Annotated in this window: 13 protein-coding genes; 6 read left to right on the forward strand and 7 right to left on the reverse strand. The window is 73.3% G+C overall.

Annotated features, from left to right (window positions below):
- Window positions 1-4 precede the first annotated feature (4 nt).
- The 4 genes from VKA29_RS03920 to rsmH all read right to left on the reverse strand — a co-directional run bounded on the left by VKA29_RS03920 (window position 5) and on the right by rsmH (window position 5,367).
- On the reverse strand, window positions 5-1,525 hold the full coding sequence (locus VKA29_RS03920; RefSeq protein ID WP_324783730.1) for a UDP-N-acetylmuramoyl-L-alanyl-D-glutamate--2,6-diaminopimelate ligase: 1,521 nt from the start codon (window positions 1,523-1,525) through the stop codon (window positions 5-7).
- 161 nt (window positions 1,526-1,686) lie between these two features.
- Complete coding sequence (locus tag VKA29_RS03925; RefSeq protein WP_324783731.1) at window positions 1,687-3,657, reverse strand: penicillin-binding protein 2; 1,971 nt, start codon at window positions 3,655-3,657, stop codon at window positions 1,687-1,689.
- Window positions 3,658-3,662: 5 nt separating this feature from the next.
- A complete protein-coding gene (locus tag VKA29_RS03930) occupies window positions 3,663-4,346 on the reverse strand; it encodes a septum formation initiator family protein (RefSeq protein WP_420718432.1) in 684 nt (227 codons plus the stop codon).
- A gap of 61 nt (window positions 4,347-4,407) precedes the next feature.
- The gene (gene rsmH, locus VKA29_RS03935; protein WP_324783732.1) at window positions 4,408-5,367 is read right to left on the reverse strand and encodes a 16S rRNA (cytosine(1402)-N(4))-methyltransferase RsmH; all 960 of its coding nucleotides are present in this window, start codon (window positions 5,365-5,367) and stop codon (window positions 4,408-4,410) included.
- A 447-nt stretch (window positions 5,368-5,814) separates the two neighbouring features.
- Here rsmH and VKA29_RS03940 point away from each other — a divergent pair, with 447 nt between their 5' ends.
- From VKA29_RS03940 to VKA29_RS03955, 4 genes are all read left to right on the forward strand, one after another.
- The gene (locus tag VKA29_RS03940; protein ID WP_324783733.1) at window positions 5,815-6,360 is read left to right on the forward strand and encodes a carbonic anhydrase; all 546 of its coding nucleotides are present in this window, start codon (window positions 5,815-5,817) and stop codon (window positions 6,358-6,360) included.
- Between the two features lie 267 nt (window positions 6,361-6,627).
- Entirely contained in the window at window positions 6,628-7,653 is a 1,026-nt protein-coding gene (locus tag VKA29_RS03945) for a MoxR family ATPase (protein WP_324783734.1), read from the forward strand.
- Window positions 7,653-9,122, forward strand: a complete 1,470-nt coding sequence (locus VKA29_RS03950; RefSeq protein ID WP_324783735.1) for a DUF58 domain-containing protein — start codon at window positions 7,653-7,655, stop codon at window positions 9,120-9,122. The genes VKA29_RS03945 and VKA29_RS03950 overlap by 1 nt, the downstream gene beginning before the upstream one ends.
- Window positions 9,119-11,545, forward strand: a complete 2,427-nt coding sequence (locus tag VKA29_RS03955) for a DUF3488 and transglutaminase-like domain-containing protein (protein ID WP_324783736.1) — start codon at window positions 9,119-9,121, stop codon at window positions 11,543-11,545. Before VKA29_RS03950 ends, VKA29_RS03955 begins: the two co-directional genes overlap by 4 nt.
- Before the next feature lie 276 nt (window positions 11,546-11,821).
- Here VKA29_RS03955 and VKA29_RS03960 read toward each other — a convergent pair whose 3' ends face one another.
- The 3 genes from VKA29_RS03960 to VKA29_RS03970 all read right to left on the reverse strand — a co-directional run bounded on the left by VKA29_RS03960 (window position 11,822) and on the right by VKA29_RS03970 (window position 14,056).
- The gene (locus VKA29_RS03960; RefSeq protein WP_324783737.1) at window positions 11,822-12,211 is read right to left on the reverse strand and encodes a DUF3040 domain-containing protein; all 390 of its coding nucleotides are present in this window, start codon (window positions 12,209-12,211) and stop codon (window positions 11,822-11,824) included.
- Between the two features lie 275 nt (window positions 12,212-12,486).
- Window positions 12,487-13,314 (reverse strand): methyltransferase, encoded by an 828-nt coding sequence (locus VKA29_RS03965; protein WP_324783738.1) that lies wholly within the window; start codon window positions 13,312-13,314, stop codon window positions 12,487-12,489.
- 175 nt (window positions 13,315-13,489) lie between these two features.
- Window positions 13,490-14,056, reverse strand: coding sequence for an SAV_6107 family HEPN domain-containing protein (locus tag VKA29_RS03970; protein ID WP_324783739.1), 567 nt, complete (start codon window positions 14,054-14,056; stop codon window positions 13,490-13,492).
- Between the two features lie 173 nt (window positions 14,057-14,229).
- Between VKA29_RS03970 and VKA29_RS03975 the strand changes: the two genes are divergently transcribed.
- Together VKA29_RS03975 and VKA29_RS03980 are read left to right on the forward strand one after the other, a co-directional pair.
- Window positions 14,230-15,057, forward strand: a complete 828-nt coding sequence (locus tag VKA29_RS03975) for an ATP-binding cassette domain-containing protein (RefSeq protein WP_324783740.1) — start codon at window positions 14,230-14,232, stop codon at window positions 15,055-15,057.
- On the forward strand, window positions 15,029-17,113 hold the full coding sequence (locus tag VKA29_RS03980) for a YhgE/Pip domain-containing protein (RefSeq protein WP_324783741.1): 2,085 nt from the start codon (window positions 15,029-15,031) through the stop codon (window positions 17,111-17,113). The genes VKA29_RS03975 and VKA29_RS03980 overlap by 29 nt, the downstream gene beginning before the upstream one ends.
- Window positions 17,114-17,147: the final 34 nt, after the last annotated feature.

Raw genomic sequence — 17,147 nt, forward strand, 5'->3', positions numbered from 1 at the left:
AAGTTCATCCCTGGGTCTTCTGGATAGCTTCGCGAAGCACCTGGCGGTCGTCGAAGGGACGGACCACCCCGGCGATGTCCTGGCCCTGCTCGTGGCCCTTCCCGGCGACCAGCACCGTGTCGCCCGGCCGGGCGCGGGCGACGGCCGCGGCGATCGCGGCGGCCCGGTCCTCGAAGACCTGGACCTCGCCGCGTTCGTGCGCCGGCACGGACGCCGCGCCCTCGAGCATGGTCGCGAGGATCGCGAGGGGGTCTTCGGAGCGGGGGTTGTCGGAGGTCAGTACGGCGGTGTCGGCGAGCCGGGCCGCCGCGGCGCCCATCGGGGCCCGCTTCGTCCGGTCCCGGTCGCCGCCGCAGCCGAGCACGACGTGCAGCCGGCCCTCGGTGACCTTGCGCAGCGCGCGCAGCACCGATTCGACGGCGTCCGTCTTGTGGGCGTAGTCGACCACCGCGAGGTAGGGCTGCCCGGCGTCCACCCGCTCCAGGCGGCCCGGCACGCCGGGCACGGCGGCGATGCCGTCGGCGGCGGCCTGCGGGTCGAGTCCCGCCGCGGCGAGGGCGACGATCGCGGCGAGGGTGTTGGCCACGTTGAAGGGGCCCGGCAGCGGCGACTTGGCGGCGATGCGCTCGCCCCGGGGGCCGACCACGGTGAACGTCGAGTCCAGCTGCCCGATCTCGACGTCCTCGGCGCGCCAGTCGGCGTCGGGGTGGCCCTCGGCGGAGTAGGTGACGACCGGCACGCCGGCCTCCTTCACCAGCCGGCGGCCGTACTCGTCGTCGGCGTTGACGACGCCGAGGCGGCTGCGTTCGGGGGTGAACAGCCGTGCCTTGGCCCGGAAGTAGTCCTCCATGTCGGAGTGGAACTCCATGTGTTCCGGGCTGAGGTTGGTGAACACGCCGATGTCGAAGACGCAGCCGTCGACCCGGCCGAGGACCAGCGCGTGGCTGGAGACCTCCATGGCGACGGCCTCCACGCCGCGTTCGCGCATGACCGCGAACAGCGCCTGCAGGTCGGTCGCTTCGGGCGTGGTGCGCTCGGACTTGATGCGCTCGTCGCCGACGCGCATCTCGACCGTGCCGATCAGGCCGGTCTTCCGCGCGGTCCGCAGGCCGCCTTCGACGAGGTAGGCGGTGGTGGTCTTGCCGGAGGTGCCGGTGATGCCGATCTGGAGCAGGTCGCGGCCCGGGTGGCCGTAGATGGTGGCCGCCAGTTCGCCCATCCGCCCCCGCGGGTCGTCGACCACCAGGACCGGCAGGCCGGTCGCGGCGGCGCGGTCGGCGCCGGCCGGGTCGGTGAGCACGGCGACGGCTCCGAGGCCGGCCGCCTGAGTCACGAAGTCGGCGCCGTGCAGCCGGGCTCCGGGCAGCGCCGCGTAGAGGTCGCCCGGGCGCACGGCTCGTGAGTCGTGGGTGATGCCCGTGACCTCCGCGGTCGTCTCCGGCACGGCGGTACCCAGCTGACCGGCGAGTTCCGCGAGGGGTGTCGCGGGGACCCGCACCGGTCTGGGCGGACCCGGGTATGTCACGGATGCGCCCTTCTGGGTGGTTTGGGACTGATCAGCGTGTGGCACGGCGGTGAGCGTACCGGGCGCACCCGCCTGCGGGCGAAGCGAGGGCGTGGGCGGCGTCTGGTTCCCGGGGTCGGGAGTGATCATGGTCACGGAGGGTCCTGGCTGGTCGGCGCTGATCAGGGTGTGAAGCTGACGGGCAGGTTGGCGGGCTCGGCCCCGGTGGGCGGCACCTGGAGGGTCTTCAGCGCGAACTCCATCACCTGTTTGTAGATGGGTCCGCAGATCTGGCCGCCGAAGTAGCTTCCCTCGGTGGCGTTCTGGATGGCGCAGTAGACGGTGACGCGCGGCTTGTCGGCGGGGGCGAATCCGGCGAACGAGGAGGTGTAGCCGCGGTACTCGCCGGTGGCCGGATCCACCCGGTTCGCGGTGCCCGTCTTGCCCGCGACGCGGTAGCCGGGGATGCGTGCCCTGGTGCCGGTGCCCTCCCGGTCACTCACCACCGACTCCAGCATCTCGGCGAGGGTCTTGGCCGTCTTCGCGCTGATGACCCGTGTCTTCTCGGGTTTCGGCGTGGCCTCGAAGCGTCCGTCGGCTCCCTTCGTGCCGCGCACGAGGGTGGGTTCCACGCGTACGCCGCCGTTGGCGATGGTCGAGTAGACGGACGCCGCCTGCATCGCGTTGATCGACACGCCCTGGCCGAAAGGAATCGTGTACTGCTGCGAGGTGGACCACTGGTCCGGCGGCGCGAGGATGCCCTTCGTCTCGCCGGGGAAGCCCAGCCCGGTGTAGCTGCCGAGGCCGAACTTGCGCAGGTACGAGTAGAGGACCTTGTTGGCCTGCCGCTGGGTCCTGCCGAGCTGCCCGGTGGCCAGGATGGTGCCGATGTTGCTGGACTTGGCGAGCACGCCGTTGAGCGTCAGGTTCCACGTCCCGTGGTTGACGTCGTCCTTGAAGAGGCGGTCACCGCGGTGCAGCCGGTTGGGCACCACGACGTGCGTCAGCGGGGTGGCCACGTTCTCCTCCAGCACGGCGGCCATCGACATCACCTTGGCGGTGGAGCCCGGTTCGTAGGCGTCCTGCAGGGCCGCGTTGCCCATGGCGGAGGAGTCCGCCTTCGTCAGGTCGTTGGGGTCGAACCCCGGCGAGTCGGCCATGGCGAGGATCTCGCCGGTGCGGGTGTCCTGGACGATGACGTAGCCGCGGTCGGCCCCGGACTTCTTCACCTGCTCGGTGATGGCGTGCTGCGCGGCCCACTGGATGTCGCGGTCGATGGTCAGCTCGACGTCGGCCCCGGGCACGGCGGGCGTCTCGGTGGAGCCCGCGGTGGGCACCTGCCGGCCGCCGGACTGGGCGTAGCGGATCTTGCCGTCCTTGCCGGTGAGCTGCTTGTCGAGCTGCTGCTCGATGCCGCCGCCGCCCTTGCCCTCGGCGTTGACCCAGCCCAGGATCCCGGCGGCGAGGTCGCCGTTGGGGTACACCCGCTTGCTGCTGGGGTCGGAGAAGACGCCGGCCAGGACGTTGGCGGTGGAGGCGTCCGTCTCCGACTTCGCGGCGAGCGCCGACTTCAGGTCCTTGATCTGGGTCCACACCTGCGGGGTCTGCCGGCTCGCCAGCAGGACGTACTGCAGCTTCTTGTTCTTCGGGCGCAGCTTCCTGACGAGCGTCTCCTGGTCCTGTCCGAGGATCGGCGCGAGGAGCGCGGCAGCCTGCTCGGGGCCGTCGCCGACCTTCAGCTGCTTGCGGGTGAACATCGTGGGATCGGCGGTGATGTCGTACGCGTCCACGCTGGTGGCGAGGGCCACGCCGTTGCGGTCGGTGATGCCGCCGCGGGCGGCGGCCAGGACGTGGCCCACGTATCGGTTCTGCTCGGCCTTGGCGGCGTACGTGCTCGCGTCGACGGCCTGCACCTGCAACAGCCGGACGGTGAACGCGGTCAGCACCAGGGCCAGGCCGACGCCGACCATGCGCAGGCGGGGGCGGGGATTGCCCAGCTTCAGCGGGCGCGGGGCGGTGGCCCGGCCGGGCGCCGGGCGGCGGGCGGGGCGGGCGCCGGGGCCCGGACGGCGCTGGCCGACCACGGCTCGGGGGGAGCGCTCGGGCCGGGCGGGGCCGGGGACCCGGCGGCGCGGCGGTTGCCTGTCGGACACTTCCGTCACCTGCCGGGGCTCGGGGTCGGGGCGGGGGCGGCCGCCGGGACGGAGGTCGCGGCGAGGGCCTCGGGCGGCAGTACGACGCCGGGCGCGCGGGCCGCGGACTGCCGGGCGGCGGCGGAGGGGACGCCCTTCACGGTGCCGTCGGGGCCGAGGAAGACGGGGTCGCCGCCGGGGACCATGCCGAGCTCGCGGGCACGGCGCTGGAGGGCGTCGGGAGCGGAGTAGGAGTCGATGTCCCGCTGGAGCGCCTGCTGCTCGTCGGTGAGGTTCTTGGTGTCCCGCTGCAGGTCGTCCAGTTTGAACGAGCCTTCGCTGATCGCGGAGTTCAGCATCAGCAGCCCGAGCAGGCCGCCGCTGAGGAGGACGACGACGAGCAGGACGAAGGGGGTGCGGGCGGCGTGCCCCTGCGCTCTCGCGCCGGGGATGAGCCGTGCGAGCCGGGCCGCCCGGCCGCGCAGCTCGGGCTTCTTCGCCGTTCCGCCGGGCTCGCGCCTCCCGGCCCCCGGCTCGTCCGGTTCGCGTTTCCCGGGTTCACGTTTCCGCGGTTCGCGTTTTCCCGGTTCACGCTCGTTCGCTTCGGGTTTCCGGCGTTCCGGTTTCCGGCGTTCCGGTTTCGCGCGGTCCGGGGTCCTGCGTTCCGGTTTCCTGGGTTCCGGTTTCCTGGGTTCGGGTTTCGTGCTCACGCGCCCTCCAGTGAGTCCGGTTCCCCGCCGTACTCACTCCTCGGGTGTCCCGTGCCCCGGCTCATTCGGCGTCCTCCCGGACGCGCACGGCTCCGCGCAGTCGTGCCGGCGCCGCCCTGCGGTTCTCGGCGACCTCCTCCTCGGTGGGGAGTTCGGCGCCGCGCGTGAGCAGTTCGAGACGGGGCTGGTAGCGCTCCGGGACGACGGGCAGCCCGGGCGGCGCGGTGGAGGCGGCTCCGGCCGCGAACACCTGCTTGACGAGCCGGTCCTCGAGCGAGTGGTACGACAGCACGGCGATCCGTCCGCCGACGTCCAGCGCCCGCACGGCGGCCGGGATCGCCCGCTCCAGGACGGCGAGTTCGCCGTTGACCTCGATGCGCAGGGCCTGGAAGGTGCGCTTGGCCGGGTTGCCGCCGGTGCGCTTGGCGGCCTGTGGCAGCGCGTCCCGGATGACCTCCACCAGCCGCGCGCTGGTGGTGAACGGCTCCTTCTCCCGCTCGCGCACGACGGCGGACACGATCCGCTTGGCCTGCTTCTCCTCGCCGTAGGCCCGCAGGATCCGGACGAGTTCGCCCGGCGGGTAGGTGTTCAGGACCTCGGCGGCGCTGATGCCGGTCGTCTGGTCCATGCGCATGTCGAGCGGGGCGTCCTGGGCGTAGGCGAAGCCGCGGTCGGCCTCGTCCAGTTGCATGGAGGAGACGCCGAGGTCGAACAGGACGCCCTGCACGCGCGGGATGCCGAGCCGGCGCAGCACCTCGGGCAGTTCGTCGTACACGGCGTGCACGAGGGTGGCCCGCTCGCCGAACGGGGCCAGCCGCTCGCCGGACAGCCGCAGCGCCTCCTTGTCGCGGTCGAGGCCGACGAGCGCTGCGTGAGGAAACCGGGTCAGCAGCGCCTCGCTGTGGCCGCCGAGGCCCAGCGTGCAGTCGACGACCACCGCTCCCGGCCGCTGCAGGGCGGGGGCCAACAGGTCCAGGCACCGCTGGAGCATCACCGGGACGTGTCGACTTTGGCTGCTCAAGGGGCCCTCTCAGGTCCGGCGGGGCCGCACGCACCGCCGGGTCCACGCCCTCCCCGGCCGACGCCGGGGACCCCCGCACGAAGGGGAGGCCCGCCGCCGCCGGAAGCGTCAGCCGACCGGAGAGCGGGAGGAGGCCGAGCCGTACGTACGCGCCGCGCACGTGGGGAGATCTCCGGGTGGTGGCCGGGGTCTCCGGGGGTTTCCAGTCCAGCAGGGAGAGCCTCGTCTCCCGCTTTCGCGCCACTTTAGTCCACCTGGTCCCACGGTCAATCAACCGGCCTGCGCGTCGCGGTCCGGCAGGCACGCGAAGCGGCGAATCAGGGAAATTCACCCGCACGGCCGCGCCTGCGCCACCCCTGTGGGGTACCTCACAAGAAGACCGTGACGACGCTCTTTTCTCACCCTCACACCGCGACCGGACAGCAGGTGACCAGTACCGTCATGGGTATGACGACTTCTGCATCGGTTCCCGCAAACCCCCAGAGCGCCATAACGGGCGAAACCGTCACCAACCGCCTCGTCGAGGCGAACGGGCGGTACGCCGCCGCCTTCATCGACCCCGGGATGGACGCCCGTCCGGTCCTCCAGGTCGCGGTCGTGGCCTGCATGGACGCCCGTCTCGACCTGCACGCCGCGCTCGGCCTGGAACTGGGCGACTGCCACACGATCCGCAACGCCGGCGGCGTCGTCACCGACGACGTGATCCGCTCCCTCACCATCAGCCAGCGCGCGCTCGGCACGCGCAGCGTGGTCCTCATCCACCACACCGGCTGCGGCCTGGAGTCCCTCACCGAGGAGTTCCGGCACGAGCTGGAGATGGAGGTCGGCCAGCGTCCGGCCTGGGCCGTCGAGGCCTTCCGGGACGTCGACCAGGACGTGCGGCAGTCGATGCAGCGCGTGCGCACCTCGCCGTTCCTGCTGCACACCGGCGACGTGCGCGGCTTCGTCTTCGACGTGAAGACGGGCCTGCTGCGCGAGATCGACCCGTCCTGAGCGTCCCGGTCCCACCCCCCGTCACCGTCCGCGCCTCCGTCGTCGTTCCGTTGCCGATCCCGGCCGCGGGCTGCCCAAAAGGTCGTAAGAACCGACATATCGAAAGCACTTGTCCACAGGCGAGTGACACGAATCAGTAACGGCAGCAAGAATGCGTGGTGGGGTGTCACACGGAACCATTCACGTGTGGTGTCCGTGTTCCAGGGGTGGGCCGGTCCGCAGTCGCGGCGCGTCGGCCCGGAGAAAGAACGGGCCGAGGAGGGCCGGGTGACGACCTATGACGATCGAGCGAGCCTTGGTGATCTGACTTCCACTGTGGAGCGGGTCCGCAGTTCCGTGGAAGGAGTGATCGAGGGCAAGCCCGAGGTCGTACGGCTTTCGCTGACCGTGCTGCTGGCCGAGGGCCATCTGCTCATCGAGGACGTCCCCGGCGTGGGCAAGACGATGCTGGCCAAGGCGCTCGCCCGGTCCATCGACTGTTCGGTGCGGCGTATCCAGTTCACGCCCGACCTGCTGCCCTCGGACATCACCGGTGTGTCCATCTGGGACCAGCAGCGCCGTGACTTCGAGTTCAAGCCGGGCGCCATCTTCGCGCAGATCGTGATCGGCGACGAGATCAACCGCGCCTCGCCGAAGACGCAGTCGGCGCTCCTGGAGTCGATGGAGGAGCGCCAGGTCACCATCGACGGGCAGAGCTACGAGCTGCCCAGCCCCTTCATGGTGGTGGCCACGCAGAACCCGGTCGAGATGGAGGGCACCTACCCGCTGCCCGAGGCGCAGCGCGACCGCTTCATGGCCCGGGTGTCGGTGGGTTACCCCAGCGTGGAGGCCGAGCTGCAGATGCTCGACGTGCACGGCGGGGTGTCCCCCCTGGAGGACCTGCAGCCGGTGGCGCACGCGCACGACGTCGCGAAGCTGATCGAGGCCGTCCGCGGCGTGCACGTCGCCGAAACGGTCCGGCGGTACGCGGTGGACCTGGTCTCCGCCACCCGTACCCACCCCGACCTCAGACTCGGCGCCTCCCCGCGCGCGACGCTGCACCTGCTGCGCGCGGCCAAGGCGTCCGCCGCCCTCGGCGGGCGGGAGTACGCGCTGCCGGACGACGTGCAGGCGCTCGCCGTCGCCGTACTGGCCCACCGTCTGCTGCCCACCGCCCAGGCCCAGCTCAACCGCCGCACCGCGGAGCAGGTCGTCCAGGAGATCCTGCAGCGCACGCCCGTGCCCGCGGCGCCCCAGCAGCAAGGCTTCGGCGGCCACGGCCCGGCGTACGGCCGGCAGCCGCGGGGGCTGTGATGACCACCGGCCAGGCCGGGGACCCGGAGGCCGACCGCGGCGAGAAGGGCGGTGTCCGGGCCGCCCTGGCGGGCCTGACCACCCGCGGGCGCTCGTTCCTGGCGGCCGGTGTCGCGGCCGCGGTCTGCGCCTACGTGCTCGGGCAGAGCGACCTGCTGCGGGTCGGCCTGCTGCTCGCCACGCTGCCCCTGGTCTGCACGCTGGTCCTCTACCGCACCCGCTACCGGGTGGCCGGCAGTCGGCGCCTGTCCCCCGCGCGCGTGCCCGCCGGCAGCGAGGCCCGCGTCCACCTGCGCATGGACAACGTCTCGCGGCTGCCGACGGGGCTGCTGATGCTCCAGGACCGGGTGCCGTACGTGCTCGGCCCGCGGCCCCGCTTCGTGCTCGACCGGGTCGAGCCGGGCGGCCGCCGGGAGGTCTCCTACCGCGTCCGTTCCGACCTGCGCGGCCGTTACCCGCTGGGCCCGCTGCAGCTGCGCCTGACCGACCCGTTCGGCATGTGCGAGCTGACCCGGTCGTTCTCGACGTACGACACCCTGACGGTGATACCGCGGGTGGAGGCGCTGTCGCCGGTGCGGCTGAGCGGCGAGTCCAAGGGGTACGGCGACGGGCGGCAGCGCTCGCTGGCCCTGGCGGGCGAGGACGACGTCATCCCGCGCGGCTACCGGTACGGCGACGACCTGCGCCGCGTCCACTGGCGCTCGACCGCCCGCTACGGGGAGCTGATGGTGCGCCGCGAGGAGCAGCCCCAGCGCGCCCGCTGCACGGTCCTCCTCGACACCCGGGGCCTGGCCTTCCGGGGGGCGGGCCCCGACTCCGCCTTCGAGTGGGCCGTCTCGGGCACGGCGTCCGTCCTGGTGCACATGCTGGAGCGGGGGTTCTCGGTGCGGATGCTGACCGACACCGGCAACTCGGTGCCCGGCGAGGGCGCCGACGGGTTCGCCGGCGCGAGCCAGGAGACGGCCGACGCGGCCGGGCTGATGATGGACACCCTCGCGGTGATCGACCACTCGGACGGCACGGGCCTGTCGCGGGCGTACGACGTGCTGCGCGGCGGGAACGAGGGCCTGCTGGTGGCTTTCTTCGGCGACCTCGACGAGGAGCAGGCCGCGGTGGCGGCCAAGATGCGCCAGCGCAGCGGGGGCGCCCTCGCGTTCGTGCTGGACAGCGGCTCGTGGGTGCGGGAACCGACCGACGTGCCCGGGCCGTCGGACCGGAGCGGGGAGCGGCTGCGGATGCTGCGGGATGCGGGCTGGACGGCGCTGGGCGTGCCGCGCGGCGCCTCGCTGGACGCGCTGTGGCGGCAGGCGGACCGGGAGCGCACGGGCCTGGCCGCTGCGGGCGGGACGGGCTCGGAGTGGGCGGGCGGGACGAGCGTGGCGGGGGCGGGCGGGACGAACACGGCGGGGGCGGGCCGGACGAGCACGGCGGGGGCGGGCCGGACGGGCATCAAGGGGGCGGGTTCATGAGCGGGCGGGCACGACTGGCGCTGTGCGCCTGGGCGGCCACGCTGATGGCGTCGTGCGCCCTGCTGCCCCTGGTCGACCCGGCCACCTGGATCCTGCAGGCGGCCGTCCTGCTGGCGGTGCAGACGGGCGTGGGCGCGGCGACCCGGCGGGTGCCGCTGGCCCGGCCGCTGACCGTCGCGGCGCAGGCGCTGGTGACGCTGATGCTGCTGACCCTGGTCTTCGCGCGGGCGCAGGCCGTGGCCGGGTTCGTCCCGGGTCCGGAGGCCTTCCGCCACTTCGCCGACCTGCTGCGGCAGGGCGCCGACGACATCGCGCGGTACGCCGTCCCGGCGCCGCTGACGTCCGCCGGCATACGGCTGATGCTGATCGGCGGGGTCCTGGTGATCGGCCTCGCGGTGGACACCGTCGCCGTGACGTTCCGCAGCGCGGCCCCGGCCGGACTGCCGCTGCTGGCGCTGTACTCGGTCGCCGCGGGTCTGTCCGACGGCGGCGCCGACTGGCTGTGGTTCCTGGTCGCCGCCGCGGGCTACCTGATGCTGCTGCTGGCCGAGGGCCGGGACCGGCTCTCTCAGTGGGGCCGCGTCTTCGCCACCGTGCAGCGCACGCCCGGCCGGGACAGCGGCGCGGTGGCGCCGGTCCGCACCGGACGGCGCATCGGCGCGGTCGCGCTGGGCATCGCCCTCGCGGTGCCGCTGGCCCTGCCCGCGATGAACGGCGGTCTGCTGGACGGCGCCGGCACGGGTGTGGGCTCCGGCAGCGGGAGCGGCGGCACGATCTCCGCGGTGAACCCGCTGGTGTCGCTGCGCGACAGCCTGAACGTGGACTCGGACCGTCAGGTCCTGTCCCTGAGGACCAACAGCGACGACATCTCGAACCTGTACCTGCGGATCGTCTCCCTCGACGACTTCGACGGCAGCACGTGGAAGCCGGCCAAGCGGCACATCGAGGGTGTGCCGGACGAGTTCCCGACGCCGGCCGGCCTCGGCGCGGACGTGCGGCGCACGCAGATCCTGACCCGTATCACGGCGGCCGACTGGTACGCCCAGGACTGGCTGCCGATGCCCTACCCGCCCAGCGGTGTGGAGATCGACGGCAAGTGGCGCTACGAACCGGTCGGCATGACACTGGTCGGCGATCACGGCCAGACCACCCGGGGCAGGACCTACCTGGTCAAGAGCCTGGGCGTGGAGCCGACGGCGCAGCAGCTCGCCGAGGCGCCCGAGCCGTCCGCGGAGCTGAAGCGCGAGTACACCAAGCTGCCGGACTCCGTGCCCGCGGTGGTCGCCCGGACCGCCCGCGAGGTCACCGACGGTGCGACGAGCCACTACGAGCAGGCGGTCAGGCTCCAGGACTACTTCGCCGTGACCGGCGGTTTCGACTACGACACCCGGGTGCAGGTCGGCACCGGGCCGCAGGCGATAGCCCGTTTCCTGAAGGACAGGCAGGGCTTCTGCGTCCATTTCTCCTTCGCGATGGCGGCGATGGCCCGCAGCCTCGGCATACCGGCCCGGGTCGCGGTGGGCTTCGCGCCGGGGACACCGCAGGCGGACGGCTCGGTGTCGGTGGGGCTGAAGGACGCCCATGCCTGGCCCGAGCTGTACTTCGAGGGCGTGGGCTGGACCCGCTTCGAGCCGACCCCGAACCGGGGGTCGACTCCCTCGTACACGCAGACGGACACGCCGGGCAACAGTCTCCCCGACGTGGCGCGGCCCTCGCAGTCGGCGGGCGCGTCCGCGTCGGCGGAGCCCTCGGCGAGTGCCGGCTGCGGGGCGGAGGAGAAGAAGCTGGAGGCGTGCGGCAACGCGCTGCCGACGGGGCCGACGCAGAAGGACGACGCCGGCCCGCCCTGGTACCGGATCGGCGGCTGGGCGCTGCTCGGCCTGCTGGTGGTCGCCGTGCCGCTGCTGCCCATGGTCTGGCGGCTGCGACGGCGCTCGGTGCGGCTGGCGTCCGCCCAGCACGCCGCGTCGGGCGGAATCGAGCCGGATGCCGGGGACGCGGCGGAGGCGGCCGCGCGCCATGTCCTGGCCGTCTGGCGCGAGCTCGTCGACACCGCCTGGGACTACGGCATCGTGCCGGACGACGCGCTCACCCCGCGCAAGGCCGCCGCGCGGATCGTACGGCTCGGGCAGCTGGACCCGACGGCGGCGGAATCGGTGCACCAGGTCGCGGGCGCCGTGGAGCAGGTCCTGTTCGCTCCCCGCCCGCAGGCCGTGCCGGGCCTTCCCGACGCCGTCCACCGCATGCGCGCGGCTCTGCGCTCCCGGGTCGGCCGCACCACGCGGGTACGGGCGGTGATCGCGCCCCGCTCGGCCGTCCGCGCCGTGTGGGAACTCACCGACCGATGGACAGCCCTGAAGACCCGCACCGCCGACCGCTGGTCCACTGTGTCCCGCCGCCCCTCAGGCCAACACACCAACTGACCACCGACGCCCCGCGCACCGCCCCGGCAGACCGCGAACCGGCAGCCGCCGACTCGCCGACGCCGGGCGACAGGCGCTGGACCACGCCGCCCGGCCACGGGCCACGGGCGCCGGACCACGGATCCCGGGCCACGGGCGCCGTGATGCCGCGCCTGCGTGTGCGGGCGGGCTTCCGTGCCCTCGGTGGGGTGGCGGGGCCGGGGTATGGCTGAGGGGGTGACCACCGTGGTGGTCACCCCCTCAGGGATGTCTGCGGAGGCGTCGGCCGGGAGCGGGCTAGTGGCCCTGCTCGTCGCGACGCCGCTGCCAGCGCTCTTCTATGCGGTCCATCATGGAGCGCTTCGGCCGGCCCTGACGGCGCCCGTGCGGCGCGCCGGCGGGGTGCTCGCCCGGTTTGGGGGCCTTGCGCCAGCCGGTCACGGCGAGCACCGCACAGCCCAGCATGACGAGGAACCCCACCACACTGAGCCAGACCTGCTTCGCGACCATTCCAGCCATGAGGAGCGCGATACCTACGAGGAAGCCCGCGACCGCCTGGTAGACCCGCCGCCGGGTGTACGTACGCAGCCCGCTTCCCTCGAGCGCCGACGCGAACTTGGGATCTTCGGCGTACAGCGCTCGCTCCATCTGCTCGAGCATGCGCTGCTCGTGCTCCGAGAGCGGCACGGAGTCCTCCTCATCGTGCAGTCGCCGGGGCGACCCGGGGGTCCCTTCAGGATAGGCAGGGAATCGCCCCCGTGAAACCCGCCCCTCTGCGCCAATTGGCCAACCGGAACCCGCCATGGACGTCCCGGCTCGCTGAGTCTTCCATTCCCCAGCGGCCGACCCGTCATGCCGGGTGGTCTCCTCCGATCATACGGCGCCGACCGCCCGATCGGGTGGCCTGTGGCGTACACCATCCGCACACAAGTCCCTGATCAGCGGCGCGGCACCGCAGGTACTCAGGCCTCTCCGGTCCCCCGCGTCTCACCCAGCACGTGCAGCTGCGTGGCCACGGAGTGGAAGGCGGGCAGTTCGGCCGCCGCCTCCTCCAGCTTCAGCAGGGCTTCCAGGGCGCCCGGCTCGGTGTCCACGAGCACTCCGGGCACGAGGTCGGCGAAGACCCGCACGCCGTGCACCGCGCCCACCCGCAGGCCCGCGCCCTCGACCAGCTCGGTGAGCTGCCCGGCGGTGAAGCGGCGCGGCATCGGGTCGCCCTGGCCCCAGCGGCCGGCCGGATCCTCCAGGGCCTGCTTGGCCTCCTTGAAGTGGCCCGCGAGGGCGCGGGCGAGGACGGCGCCGCCCAGACCGGCGGCGAGCAGGCTCAGGACGCCCTCGGACCGCAGGGCGGCGACCGCGTTGCGCAGGCCCTCGGCCGGGTCGTCGACGTACTCCAGGACGCCGTGGCACAGCACCACGTCGTAGCCGCCGCGCTCGACCACGTCGAACAGGCCGTGGGCGTCGCCCTGGACGCCCCGGACGCGGTCGGCGACGCCGGCCTCGGCGGCCCGGCGCTCCAGTGCGAACAGGGCGTTGGGGCTGGGGTCCACGACGGTGACCTGATGGCCGAGGCCGGCGACGGGCACCGCGAACCTGCCGCTGCCGCCTCCGGTGTCGAGGACGTCCAGCGTCTGCCGTCCCGTGGTCTTGACCAGGCGGTCCAGGGCGTCCTGGAGGACCTCCCAGACCACGGCGGTACGCAGCGAGGCACGCGGCCGAGGGGGATCGGAGCGCAGCGACGCGGTGTGGGCGTGCTGGTGGGAGACGGGCGGGCGCATCGGGTCCGACACGGCAGTTGACTCCTCGGCGCGGCACCGCCTGTGCGGGGCGGAGCGAACGGGCTGCCTTCCCGGCCCGGGGTGGCGGGACGGTAAGGCCTCAGGCGTCTTCCACCCTATTGCCTGTCCGCCGTCCCTGGTCACCGCGGTGGCGTGCCCGGCCGCGCCGCGCACCGGCGGACGCCGCTCATCCCGCGTCGGGCATGTCGCGGGGGCCGTCCGGGCCGTTGTCCGGGCGGTCGGCGTCCTGGCGCGGCTGCGGCAGGACGGGCTGCAGGACGAGCATGCGCTCGACGAGGCGCAGGAACATCGCCACGTCGCGTATCAGGTCGTCGGCGTCCCGGCGGCTGGCCGCGCCCTGGATGCCGGCCTCGGCCAGCGCGCGGCGCCGGGCGCCGGAGGCGAACAGCGCGCTCCACTCGGCGAGTTCGGGCGCGATCTCGGGGAGCACTTCCCAGGCGCTCCGGATGCGGGCCCGGCGCCGGGCGCTGCTCTCCGGGCGTCCGCGGGCGGCGAGCACCGCGGCGGCGGTGCGCAGGGCGGCGAGATGCGCCGTCGCGTAGCGCTCGTTCGGCGTCTCCAGGACGGCGGCCTCGTCGAGTCCGGCGCGGGCCTGGGCGAGCAGGTCCAGGGCCGCGGGCGGGGCGGTGGCCCGGCGCAGCACGGGGTGAACGTCGCTCGCCGGTCCGGTCAGTGAGGGGGCAGGGCCGGTGGCGCGGCGCCGACGGGCGGCGGCTGCGTGGTAGCTGGCCATGACGAACCTCCTGTCGTCTACGGACGGCATGCCCTGTTACGGGATGCCGTATGTGCCCATCGTGCGGTATGCCACTGACAATCCGTTGCGACCTGGGCTTTTGCATCGATCTGAAGTTCGGACTAGTTTTTGCACTGACCAGTCAGTTCAAATAATGGGGAGGGGGGAGGACCATGCCCGGAACCGGAGCCACGGCGACCGGAATCACGGCCACGGGAGCCACCGGAATCACGGCCACCGGGGCCACGGATGGCGGCCTGGGAGTCACGGCACACGGCCTCGGGGTCAGGGGCCCGCGCGGCTGGGCCTTCCGCGACGTCACGTTCGAGGCGGAGCCCGGCTCACTGATCGCGGTCGAGGGACCGTCGGGCTCCGGCCGCACATGCCTGCTGCTCACGCTCACCGGCCGGATGAAGCCGACGGAGGGGTCGGCCCTGGTGGGTGAGTGGCGGCTGCCGAAGCAGATGGCGGCCGTGCGGCAGGCCGGCGGGCTCGCGCACGTCGCCGGGGTCACCGACCTCGACCCGGCGCTGACCGTCGGCGAGCACCTGGGCGAACGGGCGCTGCTGCAGCGGCGGTTCGGCGACTCGCTGCGCGGGCTGCTGCAACCGCGCGGCGAACGGGCCCTGCGGGCCGGACTGCGGATCGACGCCGCGCTGGACGCGGCCGGTCTCGACCCCCGCACCCTGCCCAAGGGCACGCGTACCACCGTACGGGACCTGGAGCGTCTGGAGGCGCTGCGGCTGTCCGTCGCCCTCGCGCTGATCGGCCGGCCGGGCCTGCTCGGCGTCGACGACACCGACCTGAAGCTCTCGGACGCCGAGCGGGTCCAGGTGTGGGCGCTGCTGAGGTCGATCGCCGAGGCCGGCACCACGGTCGTGGCGGTGTGCAGCGAGGCGCCCGGGGACGCCGGGGACACGGTCAAGGTGGCCACCGGGGGATCCGCCGCCGCCCGCGGGAAGGAGGAGGCCGATGCGCTCGCCGCGACTGGCCGCGCTTGAGCTGCGCCGCTTCGGCCGCGGCAGGCTGCCGCGGGCCGCCCTGGTGGCGCTGCTGGTGCTGCCCCTGCTGTACGGCGCCCTGTACCTGTGGTCCTTCTGGGACCCCTACGGGCGCCTGGACCGCATCCCCGTGGCGCTCGTCGACGCCGACGAGGGCGCCACCGCGGACGGCAGGCGGATCACGGCCGGCGACGACATCGCCGAGGGCCTGCGCGAGAGCAGGACGTTCGACTGGCACGAGGTGAGCGCGGCCCAGGCACGCGCGGGCGTGGAGGACGGCACGTACTACCTGTCGCTGACGTTGCCGGCCGACTTCAGCCGGCGCGTCGCCTCCAGCGCCGGCGACTCCCCCGAGACGGGCGCGCTCCAGGTACGGACCAACGACGCGAACAACTACATCGTCGGACAGATCTCGCGGACGGTCTTCAGCGAGGTCCGCCGGGCCGCGTCCACCAGGACGTCACGGTCGTACCTGGACCGGATCTTCATCTCCTTCTCCGACATCCACGGCGCGACCGTGAGGGCCGCCGGCGGCGCCGACAAGCTCAAGAGCGGCATCGACAAGGCGGAGAAGGGCTCCAAGGCCCTGGCCGACGGGCTGAAGGACGCCAAGGACGGCAGCGGCAGGCTGGCGAAGGGCCTGAAGAAGCTCGACAAGGGCGCGGGCGACCTCCAGGACGGCTCCCGGCAGGTCGCGGACGGCACGCAGACGCTCGCGGACAAGGTCGACGCGGTCGACGCGAAGGTGGGGCCCTTCCTGAAGGACAACGAGAAGAGCATCGGGGACACCGCCCAGCTCGTCGCCGACTCCGCGAAGATCGTCCGCGAGCACCTCTCCACTCTGGTGAAGACGGCGCCGGCCGCCGCGGAGGGCGCCCGCACGGCCTCCCGCACGCTGGACCGCGTCTACACGGCGCGCTGCGAGGACGCCGCACCGCCGGACGCCGCCTGCCCGGACCTGAAGAAGGCAAGGGACGCGGCCGCGGACGTGGCGACGGTCGCCGACGACGTGAACACGCTGGTCGGCGACCAGGACGGCGACCTGAAGAAGCTCGACGCCCGGCTGGCCGTCCTCCAGGAGCAGGCCCAGGCACTCGCCGACCGCGCCCCGCACCTGTCCGAGGACCTCGACGACGCGGTCAAGAAGATCGACAAGCTGAACGAGGGCGCCGGACAGGTCGCCGCGGGCGCGAAGCAGCTGCACAAGGGGCTCGGCACGGCCGACAGCGGCGCGGCGGACCTCGACAAGGGCGTCGGCAGGCTGAAGTCGGGCGCCGAGACCCTGAACGGCGGCCTGTACAAGCTCGTCGACGGCTCCGGCAAACTCGCCGGCGGACTGCACGACGGCGCCGCGAAGATCCCGGACTACGACGAGAAGGACCGCGACCGGCGCACCGAGGTCATGGCCGATCCCGTGCGGCTCGCCTCCCGGGACCTGCACAAGGCGCCCAACTACGGCACCGGCTTCGCCCCGTACTTCATCCCGCTGTCGCTGTGGGTGGGCTCGATGGTGGCGTACATGCTGATCCCGCCGATGAACCGGCGCGCGCTCGCCGCCGGCGCCTCGGCCTGGCGGATCGCGTTCGCGGGCTGGCTGCCGGTGGTGGCGATCGGGGTGCTGCAGACCGCGGCCCTGATGTCGGTGCTGCACTGGGCGATCGGCCTGCAGATGGCGCGGGCGGCCGGCACGGTGGGCTTCCTGTTCCTGGTGACGGCGTGCTTCGCGGCGATCGTGCAATGGCTGAACGCGCGCTTCGACGCGGCGGGCCGCATCCTGGTGCTCGCCCTGCTGATGCTGCAGCTGACGTCCGCGGGCGGCACCTACCCCGTACAGACCAGTCCCGGCTTCTTCAACGCCGTCCACCCCTTCCTGCCGATGAGCTACATCGTCGAGGCGCTCAGGAGGCTCGTCACCGGCGGCGGCCTGGCGCCGGTGTGGACGGCGTGCGCCGTGCTGGTGGTCTTCACCGCGGGCTCCCTCGCCCTCACCGCGCTGGCGGCGCGCCGCCGGCAGGTGTGGACGCCCGCCCGGCTGCACCCGGAGCTGAGCCTGTGATCCGCAAGAGGAGTGCCGCGCGCCCGGTTCCTGT

It is taken from the genome of Streptomyces sp. H51 (assembly GCF_035656535.1).
GTDB lineage: Bacteria > Actinomycetota > Actinomycetes > Streptomycetales > Streptomycetaceae > Streptomyces.

Coding starts and splice junctions, on each gene's coding strand:
- VKA29_RS03940 (WP_324783733.1), top strand. CDS start 5,815: ATGACGACTTCTGCATCGGTTCCCGCAAACCCCCAGAGCGCCATAACG.
- VKA29_RS03950 (WP_324783735.1), top strand. CDS start 7,653: ATGACCACCGGCCAGGCCGGGGACCCGGAGGCCGACCGCGGCGAGAAG.
- VKA29_RS03955 (WP_324783736.1), top strand. CDS start 9,119: ATGAGCGGGCGGGCACGACTGGCGCTGTGCGCCTGGGCGGCCACGCTG.
- VKA29_RS03970 (WP_324783739.1), bottom strand. CDS start 14,056: ATGGCCAGCTACCACGCAGCCGCCGCCCGTCGGCGCCGCGCCACCGGC.
- VKA29_RS03975 (WP_324783740.1), top strand. CDS start 14,230: ATGCCCGGAACCGGAGCCACGGCGACCGGAATCACGGCCACGGGAGCC.
- VKA29_RS03980 (WP_324783741.1), top strand. CDS start 15,029: ATGCGCTCGCCGCGACTGGCCGCGCTTGAGCTGCGCCGCTTCGGCCGC.